This is a genomic window from Streptomyces sp. TG1A-8 (genome assembly GCF_030499535.1).
GTDB lineage: Bacteria > Actinomycetota > Actinomycetes > Streptomycetales > Streptomycetaceae > Streptomyces.
This window is the reverse complement of sequence record NZ_JASTLB010000001.1, coordinates 1,457,002-1,475,212: the sequence shown is the minus strand read 5'-3', so window position 1 is coordinate 1,475,212 and position 18,211 is coordinate 1,457,002. Positions and strand designations below refer to the sequence as shown.

Here is an 18,211-nt window from a genome sequence, read left to right as displayed (position 1 = left end):
CGCCCGTCCCGTCCGGAAAGACTGATCGGCCGACGGATGCGCGTCGCTCCCGGCATCTCGCATGGTGAGTGGGTCGCCAGGACGGGCCGGACCCCAGGGGCCGGCGTGAACACCCACCGTCCTGCACGCCGCGTGCTTCCGGCCGTGCCCACCCGTTCGCCGGGGAGGACGGCCGCGGCACGCCCCGTACCGGCCGCATCGTCGGGCCGGCGGTCCCACCGGAAGGGAGGTGACGGGAATGTCGGAGATCAAGGAGATCAACACGCTGGGCGACATCTGATCGCAGCGGTCCGGGGGCGGTGCCGCACGTCGGCACCGCCCCCGGACTCCGTCGGTGCAGGAAGGACCAACCCGTGGGGCCCATTCAGCAGTTCACCCCGAAGCAGTTGCGTGAGAGGTACGAGACGGTCCTTGAGGAGAACACGTACCAGGGCATTCTCTTCCCGCGCATCCACGAGGAGTACAAGCGCTCCTGCGCGGCGGAGTACACCCCGGCCGGCTTGGAAGCGTTCCGCCGTGCACGGCTCGAGGAGGCCCTGCGCCACGCGGGCGAGCACGTGCCGCACTACCGTGCCCTCATCGCCCGGAACCGGGTCGCGGATCCGCTGGGCACGCTGCGCGCCCTGCCCCTGCTCGACAAGGAGACGGTCCGCAAGGACCCGGACGGCCTGCTCAGCGGCACCCTGCAGCCGGACAGGTGCAGGGTCGCCTCGACGTCCGGCACCTCCGGCATACCGCTGCGCTTCGTCGTGGACGAGGACCACCTCGTTCACACCTACGCGGCCCGCGTGCGCATGGCCGTGCGCTTCACCGACCGCCTCCACTACAAGCTCTTGATGCCCTACCAAGGATGGTTGCAAGGCGGTTGGTTCGAATACGTGGCGCCCGGATTCGGACTCGCCCGCATGGCGGAGTTCGGTACGACCGCGCCTCCGGGCCCCGAGGACGGTGACCTCGCGGTCAGGGCCTCCGCCTACGCACCCGACATCGTCTTCGGCCACCCCTCGTCCTGCCTGCGCCTCGCAACGGCGCTGGCCGCCACGGGGCGTTCCATCACCCCTCGTGCGGTCATGACGTTCGGCGAGCGGCTGCTGCCCGGAGCCCGCGAGACCCTGGCGCAGGCTTACGGCGCACCCGTCACGGACAGCTATGGCATGCGTGAATTCGGCACCATCGCCGCGCAGTGCGCCCAGGATGCCTACCACATCGAGGCGGAGCGGCTCTGGGTCGAGGTCGTCGACGCGGAGGGAGTTCCGCGACCGCTCGGCGAGAGGGGCGAACTGGTCGTCAGCAACCTGGTCAACAGGGCGATGCCGTTGTTGCGCTACCGCACCGGGGACGTCGGCGCCCTCGACCCCGAGCCCTGCGGATGCGGGTCCCCGTTTCCGGTGCTTCGCCTGATCGAAGGCCGCGAGACCTCCGGCGTGACCCTGCCGAGCGGGCGGACCGTCTCAGGCGGCGAGTTCTCCCGCGTCGTGCGTACGCGTCCCGTCGCACGATTCCAACTCGCCCTGTACGGAGACGAACTACTGGAACTGCGCGTCCTGCCCGCCGGGTACGCCGAACTCGACACGGAGCGCCTGGCCGAGGAGCTCACCCTCCTCGTCGCCGGCGAACTGCCCGTCCGCGTGCGCGAGGTGCGGGCCGGGGAGTTCGCCGGCAGCGGGGAGCGCAAACACGTGGACATCGTGAGGCTGCCGGCCGACGAGGCATGACGAGGATTCCCCGCCCATCGTGTGTGCGAAGAGAGGAAACATGAACGAAGCCAGCCCCGTCCAGCAGTCACCGCACGAGATCATCAAGATCGCCACGGCGTTCTGGACGTCGAAGGTCGTGCTCAGCGCCGTGGAACTGGGCGTGTTCACGGAGCTCGTGCGCCGTCCCGCCACGGCCGAGGAGCTGTCCGCCGCCCTGTCGCTCAAGGGCCGCGGCGCACGCGACTTCTTCGACGTGCTGGTGTCCGTGGGTCTGCTCGAACGGGAGGAGGGCGTCTACCGGACGTCCGCCCTGTCCGCCGCGTACCTGAACCCGGACGACCCGGTCTCGGACATCTCCGGATACCTGCTCTACCTGAACTCCGTCTATCCGTCCCGCACTCTGCTCAGCGACTGCCTGCGGACCGGCGAACGCCTCAACTACGACCAGGCGCTCGCCCAGGCGGCGACCGGCCGAGCCGCCGGCACCGCTCCGGGCGCGCGCATGCTGCCGGTCGGCGCCGATGACGACACGTTCGGCGAAGCCTTCGCCACGCCCGACCAGGTCACCGGCTTCGTGCGGTCGATGACCGGCTACAGCATGGGCGCCCACCTGGCCCTCACCGACGCCTTCGACTGGTCCGGGGTGCGCGAGGTGGTCGACGTGGGCTGCTCGGAGGGTGCCTTCCTCGCCCACGTGCTCCGCGCCCACCCGCACCTGCGGGGCACCGGCTTCGACCGGCCCCAGGTCGGCGACCGGTTCGCGGGTCACGTGGGGGCCGCCGGCATCGCGGACCGGGCCCACCTGGTCACCGGCGACTTCTTCACGGACCCGCTGCCCGCGGGTGACGTCGTCGTCATGGGCCACGTGCTCCACGACTGGGACCTCGACACCAAGCGGATGCTGATCTCCAAGGCGTACGACGCGCTGCCCGAAGGGGGCCGGCTGCTGGTGTACGAGTCCCTCATCGACGACGAGCGCCGCGTGAACACCACGGGCTTGATCATGAGCCTGAACGTGTCGCTGGTGTCGGTCGGCGGACTGGGCTACACCGGTGCGGAGTGCACCTCGTGGATGACGGACGCGGGCTTCCGGGAGGCATCGGTGTCCCACCTCGACGGACCCGAGTACATGGTGGTCGGCGTGAAGTGACGTGGGACCGAGGGGCGGCGCGGCTCCCGCCCCCCGTCGGACGCCCCGGCGGCGGGCATCGCTCCGCCGCCGCACCGGTCCGCGGTCCCGAGTTCCGCGGCCGGCCGGAGCGGACGGGCTCCGGCCGCCCTCCTCAGGGGCCGGAGCTCGCCGGTACCACCGCGCCGATCTGCCGGCGTGACCGGATGTGCAGTTTCGGGAACGCCTTGTAGAGGTGGTAGCCGACCGTACGCGGGCTGATGAACAGCTTCTGGGCTATCTGACGGTTCGTCATCCCCAGCCCGGCGAGCTGCAGCACCTGCCGCTCCTGCACGGTGAGCGCCTGCCACCCCTCCTCCGCCGGGGACGGGCGTACGGCGCAGGCGTCCAGTTCACGCTGGGCGCGGTCGACCCACAGCGGTGCGCCGACCGACCGGAAGGCGTCCACGGCGGCCACCAGTTCCTCGCGCGCCGACCGCGGCCGCCGGGCTCTCCTGAGCCGTTCGCCGAACAGCAGCCGCGTCCGGCCCCGCTCGAACTCGTTGGGGTACGGAAGCGCCAGCGCCTCGCGGAACCTCCGTTCCATGCCGTCGGGGTCCTCCTCCAGCAGCGCCTCGCAACGCAACACGAGGAACTCGGTCCCACGGGCGCGGGCCTCGGGACCGCACCGTTTCCACACGGCCAGCAACTCCGCGGCCCGGAGCACCTCGAACGTGCGGCAGGCCGCTTCGATCAGGTCCGACACGACGAGCGAGCCGCGGCCGCCCGACACCGATTCGCCGACATCGGTGGCGGACAGCGGCAGCAGCCCGGGCGCGTCCTCCAGCCGTCCCTCGCTCAGGGCCGCGAAGACCAGGGCGCCCCGTGCCATCAGCCGGACGGAGTCCTGGACGCAGGTGGCCGACTCCCTCAGGCACGCCTCGGCCTCGGCGGTACAGGCCGCCACGTCGCCCAGGATGCCGTGCAACCGGGCGAGCAGGCTCCGCAGATGACCGGTGAGGACGTCCTGCCGGGTACGTTCCGCGCTCGACAGTCCCAGACGGGCGTGCTCCATCGCTTCGGTCCACCGTCCCAGCCATGCTTCCAGACAGGCCGTCCAGTACGCGGCCACCGGCACGGACCCCCACTCGCCGCCGTCCACGGCACGCCGCAGCAGACCGGTGTAGTACGCCAGGTGTCGCTCGGGATCGTCCGTCAGTCCGGAGTCCGGCAGCATGGGGAACCCGGGCAGCGGAACGCGCGCGGCCTCCTGGCCGGTTGCCCGGTCCGCCCCGGTCGCTCCTGCGCCGACCCGGTCGGCGGGATCCCACGGTCCGGCCAGGATCCGCAGCAGCACCAACCCCTCGGTGGAGTCGGCGTCCGGCTGCAGGTACGGAAGGCCGCGCGGCTGCGCCCCGGCGTCCCTCACCTCCGCGAGCCGGGACGGGTTCCCCGCCAGCCAGGCCGCGGCGATCGCGATGTTGAGCGTGTCGCGCGCGAACGCCGCGTCCTTCGCCGTGCGTGCCGCCGCCAGCAACTGCCCGACCGCGCCGGAGGGGGAACGGGTCAGCAGTGTGTGGACGGCCTGGAGCCTGAGGTACCGCTCCCGCTGTTCGGCCGATGGGAGCGGTTCGGCCCTTCGAAGGAGGTCCGCGCAGCGGTCGGTGTCGCCCAGGGCGAGGGACCGTTCCGCCGTTTCGATCGTTTCGACGGCGGCTTCGGACCTTCGGAAGTCCCCGTCGGCCATCGCGGCGGAGAACCCGTCGAAGGCGGGCAGCGCGGCCCGGGAAGCAGGATGCGGGCCGGTGGAGGACACGTGACCGGAAGCCGGCACCGGGCCGTGTCCGGCACTCCGGTCGGGCGCCCCGGAGGTCCGGGGCGGTTCGGCGCCGTCCTTGCCGAGCGCTGCGGTGCCGGTCGGCACGTCCGGAAAGGCGGGGCCCCCGGGCAGGGGAGCCCGTCCGGCGAGCTGGCCGGGCGTCGACCCGCTCGCAGCACGGCGCAGCAGCGCGGGGATTCCTCTGGACGTCCCGACGAAACGTTTCTTCATCTTGGTCGCGCACGCGGGTTTCCGCTCTTCCCGGAGCTCGAGGCGGGCGGTCCCACCGAGTGGCGGCAGGGTCGGCCGCTCCCCTTCGATCCGGCCCGCGTGCCGCTCGTGTCCGTCGGCGCCGGCGCACACCAGGAGAATCGCCGCTGTGTCGATCCGCCGGGACAAGAAGGAGATGACCCGTGCCGATTCCTGGTCGAGCAGGTGGAAGTCGTCGACGAGGATCATGAGCGGGGTGTGTCCCGCCGCCGCTTGCAGGGCCCTCGTCACCCCCATGTACAGGAGGAGGGGGTCCACGGAGCCCTCTTCGAGACCGAAGACGACCCGCAGTGCCGTGCGTTGCGGCGCGGGTAGTTCCTCGACCCTGTCGTAAACCGGAGCGACCAACCGCTCGGCGGCCGCGAAGGACAGGACGGCCTCGTCAGGATGACCGGTGACCCGCAGCACCCGGAACGACGAGGCGTGCGCCTCGTCGAGCGCATCGAGGAAGGCGGTTCCGCTGACTCCCGATGGGCCGCCGAGGAACACGGCCTGCCCCCTCCCCCGCAGCGCGGCTTCCGCCAGAGCGGACATGTCGCCTAACTCCTCGCCACGACCGAAAAGCACCATACCTGCTCCTTCGTGTACTCAACAGCCGGAGGCCGGACGGGGCCCGGCCGCCTCGTCCGTGAACGGTGTCCCGTCACGGCGGCACTCGTCGGTTTCCGGACACGCACCCGTAATGACGTCCTCCCCGTGGGATGCGCAACGCCGCGCAGCCTTGTCCGCACGGGCACTTCCCTCCGCGCCGACGCCCCTGCGTGCCGCCGATCCGCGCTCGCGACAGCGTAAAATGCGCCACCTTTGAGATGCGGACAGATTTCGGGTGATCCGTCGAGCGTCCGCACCCCTCTCCAGTTCCCCGGCGCTCACCGGATCCGACTCGCTGCATCGTTGCATCCGTCACGCCTGCACGTGTGAGTCGATGGGACCCGCACTGCAAGTACATGCAGTTCTGGCCCCCTTGCCCATCATTCGTCAACACTTCGTCACACGTGCAAAACGATGCCTGTCGAAGGGAATTATTTCAGACCCTGACGAGGTGTCACACCAAACAGCACGCAACGCGTGTGCAATGAATTCGCCAGTAACAGACCGCCCGCGCTCTTGTGCGCACCATTGCGCTTACCTCTTTCTCACCTATCTCTGGATCTGAGGCGGGGCGATGGGGTTCCCTTGTTTTCTTTGCTTATCCCTGTTCCGCTGAAACCGGAACGCCAAGAACACACCTGCCCCGTGCGGCCGGCATGTGGGTGGATGCCCGAACGGGGTCGCCCGGTTCGGTGCCCGGCGGGGCGGAGGCGGTCCCGGTCCCCGGTCCTCGGGTGTGCTCGTGTGGCTCCTGCGGTGCGGTCCGCCTGTGCGGGAGGACCGTCTCAACGGCCTGGAACCAACCCCGGGCCGCCCTCCGGCCGACGGCCCGTCCCGGCGGGTGCGCACGGCACCGTCACGTCGTTGGGGGCGGGTGGCCGAGGGCGTGCCAGGATGTGGTGGTGCCGGATCTCGGCGGATGCCTCGGCCGTCGTGCGGAGGGGCACCGCAGGGCCCGTTGTCGCTACTCCACGCTGCCGTCCGGCCACGGGACGACCTCGCCGACGGCCGCGCGGGGCGGCCGGGTGACGACGGAGGCGACCGTCTCCGCGGCGTCCGCGGCTTCGGGGAGCGTGGCGTGGGCTACCGCCTCCTTGTTCGATCCCAGCACCTCGGGCCGTACGTGCGAGAAGGTTTCGTGGCCGCGCCCGCTCCCGTCCCGGCCCCGCGAACTCCGCAGCCGCGTCCGCCACCTAGACCGGCGGATCGAACGGATCCTCCGAACGACGCCGGCCTGCTGTCCGGCCCGCGCGGCACCACCGTCAGCGTTCCTCACCCGCTTCGGCCTACGCTCGACGTGGCCGAGGCAGTTGGCGGATCAGGGTGATGGGAACGATGGAGCTACGGCATCTGAGGTACTTCCTGGCGGTGGCGGACACCCACAGCTTTACCCGCGCGGCTCGGCGCTGCTTCGTCGCGCAGTCGGCGTTGAGCCAGCAGATCGCCCGGCTCGAAGCGGAGTTGGGAACCGCTCTTTTCGCCCGCACGAGCCGGACAGTGCGCCTGACGGAGGCCGGCCGACTGATGGTTCCCCTGGCCGAGCGTGTTCTGGCAGACGCCGATGAGGCGGTCGCGCAGGTCCGCGCCCTTGTCGGCCTGCGTCGGGGACGTCTTCGCCTGGGCGTCATCCAAACCATGGCGGCCGTGATCGACATGGTCGCCGTCTTGGACGACTTCCATCGGGCCTACCCCGACATCGAGCTGCAAGTGGTCAACGACAGCAGTTCACAGCTCGTCGAGCAGGTGGCCACCGGCTCCCTCGACGTCGCCGTGGTGGGGTGGCAGCCCGAAGAACTGCCACCCACGCTGGGACACCGCCTGCTCGGACAGGACCCGCTGGTAGTCGTCGTCTCGGCTGACCACCTCCTGGCCGGCAACGCGGAGGTGAGCCTCGACGAACTGCCCGGCGACGACCACCTGATTCAGTTCCGCCGTGGCAGTGGTCTGCGGCAACACGTCGAGGCGGCCTTCAGCCGCGCCGGAGCCCGTCTCGACGGAAGCATCGAGGTCGCCCAAGTTCAAGACATGGTTCGTCTCGCCGCCCGAGACGTGGGAGTCGCGGTGGTACCGCTCTCCGCGACCGCGGAGGTTCCGAACGGTGCGCGTGTGCTGCGTCTGACGGACCCACTGGCTGTGCAGCCCGTCACCCTGGCGTACGACATCCGCGGGACCTCACCCGCGGTGAACACCTTCCTCGACACAGTCCAACACCATTTGATCAATCGGTGAAACAGATTGCTGGAGCCGGATCCATATCTTGGACGGGGCTTGCAGGGTGCCACACACTGGGAGGAGCGGATCATCTCCTTGACACGTGTAAGGAAACGCCATGCGCCACCTGCGGGAAGCCTGGGCCCTGACAAAGCCGGCCGGGTCGGGCCGTCATGGTCCGTTGCCGCCTGCGCTGCTCGTCCTGACGGTGGTCACCGGTGTCATCGACGCGTTCAGCTACCTCTTCCTCGGCCACGTTTTTGTGGCCAACATGACAGGTAACGTCGTGTTCATCGCTTTCGCTGCCGCTGGAGCCCCCGGCTTCTCCCTTGCGCCCTCCATCCTGGCGCTGATCTCCTTTGCCGTGGGCGCCCTGGTCGGCGGCCGCCTGGGTCATCTGCAACCACACCACCGCGGACGCCTGTTGTGGCGTGCGACTTTGATCGAGGCGCTTCTCGTCCTCGGTGCCTACGGGTGGTTGCAGGCCGCGGACCGTCCCCTGGGGGGCATCAGCCGTTATGTGCTCATCATTCTGCTCGGCGTTGCCATGGGCACCCAGAACGCGGCCGCCCGGCGACTTGCCGTGCCCGACCTGACGACCACCGTACTCACCCTGACCATCACCGGTCTGTCCGCCGACGGCCGGCTCGCCGGGGGATCCGACAGCCGGGCGGGACGCCGGGTCGCCTCCACTCTTGCCATGTTCCTCGGGGCTGCGACCGGCGCTGTGGCCGCCCTGTCCGTGGATCCTGCGGCTTCTGTCCTCATGGCCGGTGCCTTGTTGACGGCCGTGACGGTGTTCGGCACCCGGCTACTCCACGCCAGCGCCCCGTGGACCGCTCCGCCGCAATAGGTGGTGAGCGCCAGATCGGGCGGCATCGTCAACCGACGGAGCAATGGGGCCGGGGCGAGTCAAGGCGAAGTGGGGGCGGTGGCGCTGTGGCCAGGTCGGCAGGGGCGGGGAGTCGTCCGGTCAGGCATGCCTGGATCACGCCGTGCACGCGGGCTGAACTGCTCCGGGCCCGATGGGGATCGATTCCCTGAGAGGACCGGGTCGCGGCTCGTCCGTCCTCCTGCCCTGCCGAGCCTCGCGACCGCTCAGCACGCATGGTCGCGCGGCTGGGTCCACTCACCCAACCGAGTGGGCGGCGATGAAAGCGGTCGCCGTGAAGCCGGGCACCGGTGCTGCCGGGGCGGTGCGGACGTGGGTCCGCAAGGCTGCGGTGGACGCCGGCCCCGGCCCGGGAACGAGTGGCATCCGAACGAGGTCTTCACCAAGATCGACGGTGAGCAGGAGTACCTGTGGCGGGCCGCGGCCAGAACGGGACGGTGCTCGACATCCTCGTACACAACCGGCGGGGCACTGCCGCGGCCAGGTGGGCGGTGGTCAGCCGGTCGTCACGTTCGCCGGCGTCCGCCCCGGCCTGGCGGACCCAGCCGGGCGGGGCCTCTCCGTGGACGCCCAGGTCCTTCGCGACATGCGCGACCGGACGACCGGTGGCGCGGACCTCGCGCAACGGCCCGCTCACGGAGCTCGCCCGGGTGCTTGCGCGGCGCTGGCACTGCTCGTGGTTCTCCTCCGGCCAGGATCACGGGCCCGGCTTCAGGGACCCCCGGAACCGGGGTCAGCTCAACCACGTGGACACGCCGGAGCCCTGCAGGACGGACGCAGGTCTCCGCTCACGACGGTGACGGCGGAGGCCTGCGGTCGGACATCCGTTACTTGGCGGTCGCCGCCTCCTCGATGAGGTGCGTGACGGCCTGGGGGTCGGTCAGCTGGGCGGCGTGCGGGGCGTCGACCTCGGTGGTGCGGGCGTGAGCGCGCGCCGCCATGAACCGCTCGGCTGTGGCCGGGATGGCGTGATCGTTGCGAGCGACCAGGTACCAGGAGGGAATGGTCTTCCAAGCGGGCGTCCCGGACGGCTCGCCGAGCGCTTGCGCGGTGACGGGGCGCTGGGTGGCAGCGAGCTCGGCAGCCGTGCGACCACTGAGCCGGTCGCTGAGGAACACGTCGCGGTACTTGTCGGGCTTGATGTACAGATCGGTCCCGGTGCTTCCGTCGGCCCTGGTGAAGGGAACGGCGTTGAGGGCGGTAGGAACCGGGGCCTCGGGGTTGTCGCTGAGGTGGCTGCCCGGGAAGCGGGCTTCCAGGCCGGCGGCGCTTTCACCCTTGTCGGGGGCGAAAGCGGCAATGTACACGAGTCCCTTCACCTGCGGGTCGTCGGTTGCGGCGTCAGTGATGACGGCGCCGCCGTAGGAATGCCCGACGAGGATGATCGGGCCGCGAACGGTCTTCAGGTAGTCGGCCAGGTAGGTCGCGTCCTCCTTCAGGCCGCGCAGCGGAGTGGCCGGTGCGGTGACGGGGTAACCGTCCGCCTGCAGGCGCTTGACGACACGGCTCCAGCTTGCGGAGTCGGACCAGGCGCCGTGGACGAGGACGACGGTCGGCTTGGGGGTGTTCCGTATCCCGTGGTCGGGCGCGGCTGAAGCACTGGTGGCCAGGCAGGCTGCAAGAGCGATGCCGGCTGTGCCGAAAGCGGTGACGTATGCGGAGCGTCGTTTGAACACCGTGGTTCTCCTGGAGAGTGGTGGATGCCGCAGGATGTCTGCGGCACGGGAGCGGCTGATTCGGCAGGGGATGCCGTCCGCCCGGTGACTTGGGGCCCCCGACCCGGCACGAAACCTGCGGAGCAGGCGCTGACCGGACTTGCCCGCCGGGGACGGCGGAGATGGGACCGGCCTCGCCGGCACCGGATAACGGGGGAGTCCCGCGCCGGTCGCAGAAATCGATTTCCGCGGTCGCGCGGGGGTCGAACTGAGCAGAAAACTCTTGGACGAGCACGCGCGCCCGGCCCGGGATCGGTGGTTCCGGCAGGAAGCAGCCGAAGGGTCGCCGGCGAGGGTGCTGATGGAACCGTGGGCAATTGAGCCGGTCCTTGCGCGGTGGCGCTGCCCCTGTTCTTCGATCCGGCCGGTGAGCCCCGGCCGTGCGGGATCGCCCGGGATCCGTGGATCAGCACGACCGCACCGGCCCTGTCGCTGTCAGCGTCATCGGCACAACCTAACTGGATAGAACGTTCCATCTACTGATGACCGTAGCAGAGGCCGGTCGGTGGGGCAACCGGTCCGCCGGGGGGCCTTTCGTCGGCGGCCGGACGGGCACTGGTCCATGTCCGGCCGCGGGGGTGCGTTTGCCGGCGGCGCGGGGGTGGGCCCCGTCCGGGCCGGCCGGGGAAACCTCCGATGCCGGGTGCTGCGGGTGGGTGGTGTGCCGGAGGTGCCGACGTTCGCCGAACGCCGCCGCGCCGCAGCTCGCGAACGGCCGCCGCGGGCCGCCCCTCCGCGCTTGGCGTTGTGCCTCCGTGCGCGGGGTGCTAGTTTTCCGATAGAAAGAACGTTCTATCCAGAAATCAGAGGCTCCTCATGCCCGCAGCATCCGAACGCCCCGCCGGCACCGTCGTCTTCATCCACGGTCTGTGGATGACTCCCCTCAGCTGGGAGGGGTGGACCCGGTACTTCCAGGAACGGGGGTACGGGGTACTCGCTCCCGCATGGCCCGGTCTGGAAGGCACGGTGGCCGACATCCGGCGCGATCCCTCCCGGGTGGCGGGAGTGGGCCTGGAAGAAGTGATCGGTCACTTCGAAGAGATCGTCCGCAACCTCGACGCGGCTCCCGTGATCATCGGGCACTCGTTCGGCGGCGCGATCACCCAGGTGCTGCTGGACCGGGGCCTCGGCAGCGCCGGCGTAGCCATCGACTCGGCTCCGGTCAAGGGTGTGCTGCCCCTCCCGTGGTCCACACTCAGGTCGTCCTGGCCGGTGCTCGACAATCCCGCGAACCGGAGCAAGGCCGTCGCCCTGACCCCCCGCCAGTTCCATTACGCCTTCACCAACACGCTCGGCGAGAGCGAATCCGCAGCGGTGTACGAGCGCTACCAGGTGCCGGGGTCGGCCCGCGTGCTCTTCCAGGGGGCATTCGCCAACTTCTCCCCGCGGGCGGCCACCAGGGTCGACTTCCGCAACCCGCGACGCGCACCTCTCCTGCTCGTCGCGGGCGGAGCGGACCACGTCGTGCCGACGAGGGTCAACAAGGCCAACTGGCGCCTTTACCGCACGTCACCCGCGATCACCGACTACCGGGAGTTCCCGGGACGTTCGCACTTCACCGTCGGCCAGGAGGGCTGGGAGGAGGTGGCCGACTACGTCCTCGCCTGGGTCGCGCACCAGTCCGGCGGACGCCCCTGACCCCCTCCCCGCACTTCACGGCCCGCCCACGCGCGTGTCGGCACCACAGGGGCGGGCGGCTCCCCCCGCACCGCGCATCCCAACGGCCCTCGGGCGGTCGTCCGCCCCGTCGGACGGACCGCCGGGGCAAACCGAGGCGCCGCCGGGACCCAGTAGCCCGAGCCCTCGTGCGCACAGCCGCCGTCGACCGTACCGTGATCGAGCCGGGCAGGCGTCGAAGGCCGTCGGGCGTCGAGGCGCCCCCTCCGATCACCACGGTCCTCCCTGCCGGACCCCGAGCAGGAGCGCGCCATCGACGTCCAGGCACTGGCTCTGGCGGCCACCGGTGGCCCGTGGGGCAAGGAAGCCCTCCGGCCCCGTGGAGGCGCCCACGGATGGCGTGCGGACGCTGTTGTCGTGCAGGCCCGTCGGAAACGGAGGGCGACGGAAACACCGTCGCACCGGCCGGTGTGTGCACCCTCCTGTGTCGGTGCCGACGGGTGCGCCGGAATGCGGGTGGTCCGCGCACCAGCGGCAGGTAAACAGAAGGTTCTATACTGTTTTCATGACAACGACCCGGACCCGCCCGGTGAGACGCCCGTCCGCGGCTCGGACGCGGCTGCTGAACACGGCCTCCCGGCTGTTCTACACCGAAGGGATCCGGGCGGTGGGCGTGGACCGGGTCATGGACGAGGCGGAGATCGCGCGGGGCACCTTCTACCGGCACTTCCAGGGCAAGGACGACCTGGTTCAGGCGTACCTGACCGCGACCGACCAGCAGATCCGCGACCGGGTCGAAGCGGTGCGCGCCGAAATCGGCTCTCCTGCGGACTTCCTGCGCACGGTCGCCGCAGGCATCGGGCAGGAGCTGTGCTCCGCCGGCTTCCGGGGTTGCCCCTTCATCAACGCCGCGGCCGAGTACCCGGACCCGCACAGCGGTGTGCACCAAGCCGTACTGCGCCACAGGGCCTGGTTCCGCGACGTGCTGCAGGACGCCTGCCGGGAGCTCGCGGTGGCCGACCCGGCAAAGGCCGCAGACACGCTCGTGGCCCTGCGGGACGGCGCCATGGTCGCCGGGTACCTGGGTGACGCGAAGACCGCCGGGGCCACTCTCGCCCACGGCGTCGGCATACTGCTGGCAACGGGCTGAGACACCGCGAGGGAAGGCTCCCCGCCCACCTCCGGCACCGGCGTCCCGCACTCCTCGTGCCGGTCCTTCCCCCGGACCGTGTTCGCCGTGTCACCCAAGTTGACGACGCCCCGCACACGACTGCCGAGCGGAGACGGCCGCTCCGCCACCCGGGGGCGGATCACCGCGGTCGCCGGCCGCACCGCCGCGGCCCGAGCCCGGTCCGGAACCGAACGCCATCCCACCCCGCCCCGCCGTCGAACACCACGACCCGGCAAGGTGGCAGTGTCCGAGGGCACGCCTGGTGAGGCGCTGTTCGCCGCGATCACCTGCGTGCTGGTCGGCGGCCGCGCCCGGCGGGTGCTGCCGCCGCGCCCCGGGACACCGGAGCCGACTGTCCACCGCCGGTTCGTGACGGGTCCGGGGCGGCGCCCGGGGCCGCCCGCACGAGGTGGTCCCGCACCGGTTCGACGACGCGCCTTCGGTCGCCGGCGGAGCCGTCCGGCGCTGCCCCCGGTACGAACGGCCGGCTGATCGTGCGTCCCGGGAAGCCGGAGGAAGGGCGGACCGGTGGACCTCCGGTGGGAACCGCCGTACCCGTCGGCTACTCCGCCTCCGCCGCTCGCGCCTCCGGCGGCCACACCCCGGGGACGAGTACCCCGCACGCGTAGGCGCGGGCGACCAGTTCCGTGCGGCCGGCCGCGCCCCACCGCGCCGACAGCCGGCGCAGGTGGTAGGTCACGCCGTCCCGGCTGAGGCCGAGTTCCCGGGCGGCACGGGCGGTGGTGGCACCCCCGGCCAGCAGGGCCAGCACCCGCCCCTCCACCGCGCTGACCCGCACCGGTCCGGCCTCCGGCCGCGGTGCGGGACACTCGCCCCGCACGCGCAGCATCACCAGCAGCGCCGGTGTCTCCTCCACGCTGTCGCTCACCGGGTCCGCGGTCAGTTCCCCGTACCGCTCGGCCCCGCCGGGCGCCCGCCAGCACACCGACACCTGGTAGCGGGAGCGGTGCCGCAGCCGCAGCGCCTCGGCGATCCGCTCCACCTGATCGGCCTCCTGCGGCCGGAACAGCTCCAGCATCTCCCGGCCGCGCAGCCGGCCCGGCGTCGTACCGCACTCCGCGGCCATCGCCGGGTTGGCCAGCACCACGCGCCCGTACACGTCGCACACCGCCACCGGTACCGACACCCGGTCGAACAGGGTCAACGCGCGGTTGCGCCACACCACCGCGTCCGTCCGTTCCGCTTCCATCCCGCCCCCGGTCCGCCGGCCGGTCGCCATCCAAGAGGACGGAGCAGGTCAATGGCAACTCGGCGGAGCGGGCGCCGGTGCCCTGCACGGTTGTGCGCCGGCGGCGGCCCGGATCCGGTCACCGCCCTGCGCAAGCCCCGCCGCCCGCTTTCCACTGCACGATCGTGTAGTGCCGCGGCGCCGGCGCAGCTCGCGGGTCGACCACCCTGGAAGCGTCACGTCCGCTTCCGCGAGAGGAAGTTGCCGCACCATGCCCCCCACCGCACCGCACCCCGAGCCGGCCGGTGCCCCGTCCGGCGTCCCCGTCGTCGACATCACCGCCACCGGTCCCGGCCGCGCCCCCATCCAGCAGGTGATGGAGCTGATGCGGGCCCACGGGCCGGTGCTGGTGCGCCGGCTGCACGGCCGGGACACGATGTTCGTCGCCGACGCGGACCTGGTCGCCGACCTGGCCGACGAGGAGCGGTTCGCCAAGCACATCGGGCCCGCGTTGGAGAACGTGCGGGAGTTCGCCGCCGACGGCCTGTTCACGGCGTACGACGACGAACCCAACTGGACCAAGGCGCACGACATCCTGATGCCCGCCTTCGCGCTCGGTTCGATGCGCACCTACCATCCCGTGATGCTGAAGGTGGCCCGCCGGCTCATCGACTCCTGGGACCGGGCGGCACACACCGGACAGCCCGTCGACGTCCCCGAGGACATGACCCGGATGACCCTCGACACCATCGGGCTCGCCGGGTTCGACTACGACTTCGGTTCCTTCGAACGGCTCGAACCCCACCCCTTCGTGCAGTCGATGACCCGTTGCCTGGAGTGGAGCATGACCCGGCTCGCCCGCACGCCCGGCGAGGACCACGCGGCGGCCGACGCGGCCTTCCGGCGGGACGCCGACCACCTGGCGGGCGTCGTCGACGACGTGGTCGCCGCCCGCGTCGGCACCGACCAGGGCGGCGCCGAGGACCTGCTGGGGCTGATGCTCAGCGCCCCGCACCCCGTCGACGGCACCCCCCTGGACGCGGCCAACATCCGCAACCAGGTCATCACGTTCCTCATCGCCGGTCACGAGACCACCTCCGGCGCCATGTCCTTCGCCCTGTACCACCTCGCCAAGCACCCGGCCGTCCTGCGGCTCGTGCAGCGCGAGACCGACGCCCTGTGGGGGGACACGCCGGACCCGGAACCGACGTACGACGACGTCGGCCGGCTCTCCCACACCCGCCAGGTGCTCAACGAGACGCTCCGGCTGTGGCCGACGGCCGCCGCCTTCAGCCGGCACGCCCGCGAGGACACCCTGCTGGGCGGCCGGATCCCGCTGCGCGCAGGACAGGCCGTCACCGTGCTCACCCCGATGCTGCACCGCCAGCCCGTCTGGGGGGACAACCCGGAGCTGTTCGACCCCGAGCGGTTCGCCCCCGAGGCCGAGGCGGCCCGCCCGGTGCACGCCTTCAAGCCGTTCGGTACCGGTGAACGCGCGTGCATCGGACGGCAGTTCGCGCTGCACGAGGCGACCATGCTGCTCGCGATGCTGGTCCACCGCTACCGGCTGCACGACCACGCCGGTTACCGGCTCACCGTGAAGGAGACCCTCACCCTCAAGCCCGAGGGCTTCACCCTCACGCTCACCCCGCGCACCCCCGCCGACCGCGTGCACGCCCCGCTGCCCGGCAGCGGCACCGCACCCGCCGCCGACCGCCCCGCTCCACGGAGCCTCCCGGCCCGGGTCCGCCCCGGCACCCGCGCCCTCTTCCTGCACGGCAGCAACTACGGCACCTGCCGGGACTTCGCCGCCCAGCTCGCCGACGAGGCCGTCGCCGTCGGCTGCGCCACCGAGGTCGCCGCCCTGGACGCGTACGCCGCCGGACTGCCCACGGACCGGCCCGTCGTCATCACCGCCGCCTCGTACAACGGCCGCCCCACCGACGACGCCGGTGCCTTCACCGCGTGGCTCGACGGCGCCCCCGACCTGACCGGCGTGACCTACGCTGTCCTCGGCGTCGGCGACCGCACCTGGGCCGCCACCTACCAGCAGGTGCCCACCCGCGTCGACGCCCGCCTCGCCGAACTGGGCGCCACCCGGCTGACCGACCGCGCTGCCGCCGACGCCTCCGGCGATCTCATCGGCACCGTACGGGAGTTCACGGACCGACTGCGCACCGCGCTGCTCCGTGAGTACGGCGACCCGGACGCCGGACCCGGCACACCGGAGGAACCCGCCCCCGCCTACGAGGTCCGCATCCTGACCGGCGGCCCGCTCGACGCCCTCGCCGAGCGGCACGGCCTGGTCCCGATGACGGTCACCGAGGCCCACGACCTCACCGCACCCGGCCATCCCCGCACCAAGCGGTTCCTGCGCATCGCCCTGCCCGAGGGCGTCACCTACCGCACCGCCGACCATCTGACCGTGCTCCCCGCCAACGCCCCGGACCTGGTGGACCGCGCCGTCGCCGCGTTCGGCCTCGACGCCGGCACCGTCCTGGACATCCGGGCCATCCGCCCACGCCGCGACGGCCTCGCCCCGGACCGCCCGCTCACGGTACGGCAGTTCCTGACCCACCACGTCGAGTTGCAGCAGCGGCCGACGGCCGCGCAGCGGGCCCTCCTCGCCGCCGCCAACCCCTGCCCGCCCGAGCGCGCCGCCCTGCCCGGCGACGACCCGCGCACCCTGCTGGAGCTCGCCGAGGATCACCCCGCCCTGTGCGGCGCCCTCGACTGGCCGCTCCTGCTCGACCTGCTGACCCCGTTGCGCCTCCGCCACTACTCGATCTCCTCCGCACCGGCGGGCGACGCACGCCACGCGGACCTCATGGTCTCGGTGCTCGACGCCCCCGCACGTTCGGGCAGGGGTCGTTACCGCGGCACGGGCTCCGGCCATCTCGCCTCCCTGCGCCCCGGCGACACCGTGTACGCCCGCGTCCAGCCCTGCCGTGAGGCGTTCCGGGTCGACGGCTCGGCGCCGGCCGTGCTGGTCGCCGCGGGCACGGGACTCGCCCCGTTCCGCGGCGCCGTCGCCGACCGCGTGGCAGCCCGCCGCGTCGGCGCCCAACTCCCTCCGGCGCTGCTTTACTTCGGCTGCGACGCCCCCGACGCCGATTTCCTGCACGCCGGGGAACTGCGCGCCGCCGAGGCCGCCGGCGCCGTCTCGCTGCGCCCCGCCTTCAGCGCCGCGCCGGAGAACGGGGCCGTCTTCGTGCAGCATCGCATCGCCGCCGAGGCCGACGAGGTCTGGGCACTGCTGACCGGGGGCGCCCGGGTGTACGTCTGCGGGGACGGTGCCCGGATGGCGCCCGGCGTACGCGACGCCTTCCGTACCCTGTACCGGGAACGCACTCCCGGCGCCGACGACGCGGCGGCCGAGCAGTGGCTCGACGCCCTCGTGGCGGACGGGCGGTACGTGGAGGACGTGTACGCGGTCGGCTGAGCCACCGGGGAGGCGGCCCGCCCGGTCCCGCCGTGCCACGGCCGACCACCACCGCGCCGAACTCGTCGTGGACGCCCCCGGGAGAGCCCGTGGCCGGGCCGGGCTGGAGCCGGGGCGCGCTGCACGCGATGATCGCGGCAGCGAGCACATCCCGGGCCGACTCCACACCGAATGCGTGAGTCGGGGCTGCGGACGCACCGGACCATGTTCCGGCGACGCCGCCGCGTCCCGGTTGCCGCTGTTCGTGCCTTGGAGGGGTACCGGTCCCGGTACCGCTGCCCGGACGCGACGCGGCGGCACACCCCTGCCCCGGGGCGGTTCCACGTGCTGCGGGCCTGCCCGTGCATCGGTGATGCCGGAGTCCGGGGGCGCGGTGACGTCGGCGCGGTGGCTCGGGGCCTCCTCCCGGCGGTCACCCTCGGTTACTATGTTCACTTCGTGCCGGAGGCCGGGAGCAAGGGGCGGACGGCCGTCGACGGACTGCTGGGG

Annotated in this window: 11 protein-coding genes; 7 read left to right on the top strand and 4 right to left on the bottom strand. The window is 71.9% G+C overall.

Going from position 1 to position 18,211, the window contains the following annotated elements:
- Positions 1–353 precede the first annotated feature (353 nt).
- A complete protein-coding gene (locus tag QQY24_RS06030) occupies positions 354–1,715 on the top strand; it encodes a phenylacetate--CoA ligase family protein (protein WP_301971622.1) in 1,362 nt (453 codons plus the stop codon).
- Positions 1,716–1,755: 40 nt separating this feature from the next.
- Positions 1,756–2,847 (top strand): methyltransferase, encoded by a 1,092-nt coding sequence (locus tag QQY24_RS06025; protein ID WP_301971621.1) that lies wholly within the window; start codon positions 1,756–1,758, stop codon positions 2,845–2,847.
- Between the two features lie 133 nt (positions 2,848–2,980).
- Here QQY24_RS06025 and QQY24_RS06020 read toward each other — a convergent pair whose 3' ends face one another.
- Together QQY24_RS06020 and QQY24_RS06015 are read right to left on the bottom strand one after the other, a co-directional pair.
- A complete protein-coding gene (locus QQY24_RS06020; RefSeq protein WP_301971620.1) occupies positions 2,981–5,464 on the bottom strand; it encodes a LuxR family transcriptional regulator in 2,484 nt (827 codons plus the stop codon).
- Between the two features lie 985 nt (positions 5,465–6,449).
- Positions 6,450–6,596 (bottom strand): hypothetical protein, encoded by a 147-nt coding sequence (locus QQY24_RS06015; RefSeq protein WP_301971619.1) that lies wholly within the window; start codon positions 6,594–6,596, stop codon positions 6,450–6,452.
- Between the two features lie 215 nt (positions 6,597–6,811).
- Here QQY24_RS06015 and QQY24_RS06010 point away from each other — a divergent pair, with 215 nt between their 5' ends.
- Both QQY24_RS06010 and QQY24_RS06005 read left to right on the top strand, forming a co-directional pair.
- Positions 6,812–7,714: a LysR family transcriptional regulator gene (locus QQY24_RS06010; RefSeq protein ID WP_367657981.1), complete on the top strand. Its 903-nt coding sequence runs from the start codon at positions 6,812–6,814 to the stop codon at positions 7,712–7,714.
- 100 nt (positions 7,715–7,814) lie between these two features.
- Positions 7,815–8,549: a YoaK family protein gene (locus QQY24_RS06005; protein WP_301971618.1), complete on the top strand. Its 735-nt coding sequence runs from the start codon at positions 7,815–7,817 to the stop codon at positions 8,547–8,549.
- An 866-nt stretch (positions 8,550–9,415) separates the two neighbouring features.
- Here the strand turns inward: QQY24_RS06005 and QQY24_RS05995 are convergent.
- Positions 9,416–10,264: an alpha/beta fold hydrolase gene (locus tag QQY24_RS05995; RefSeq protein WP_301971617.1), complete on the bottom strand. Its 849-nt coding sequence runs from the start codon at positions 10,262–10,264 to the stop codon at positions 9,416–9,418.
- Positions 10,265–11,119: 855 nt separating this feature from the next.
- On the opposite strand from QQY24_RS05995, the gene QQY24_RS05990 reads away from it, so the two are divergent.
- Positions 11,120–11,941, top strand: coding sequence for an alpha/beta hydrolase (locus QQY24_RS05990; RefSeq protein ID WP_301971616.1), 822 nt, complete (start codon positions 11,120–11,122; stop codon positions 11,939–11,941).
- Positions 11,942–12,485: 544 nt separating this feature from the next.
- A complete protein-coding gene (locus QQY24_RS05985; RefSeq protein ID WP_301971615.1) occupies positions 12,486–13,070 on the top strand; it encodes a TetR/AcrR family transcriptional regulator in 585 nt (194 codons plus the stop codon).
- Positions 13,071–13,653: 583 nt separating this feature from the next.
- On the opposite strand, the gene QQY24_RS05980 is transcribed toward QQY24_RS05985, so the two are convergent.
- On the bottom strand, positions 13,654–14,301 hold the full coding sequence (locus tag QQY24_RS05980) for a PAS domain-containing protein (RefSeq protein WP_301971614.1): 648 nt from the start codon (positions 14,299–14,301) through the stop codon (positions 13,654–13,656).
- Between the two features lie 250 nt (positions 14,302–14,551).
- Here QQY24_RS05980 and QQY24_RS05975 point away from each other — a divergent pair, with 250 nt between their 5' ends.
- Positions 14,552–17,722, top strand: coding sequence for a cytochrome P450 (locus tag QQY24_RS05975; RefSeq protein ID WP_301971613.1), 3,171 nt, complete (start codon positions 14,552–14,554; stop codon positions 17,720–17,722).
- Positions 17,723–18,211: the final 489 nt, after the last annotated feature.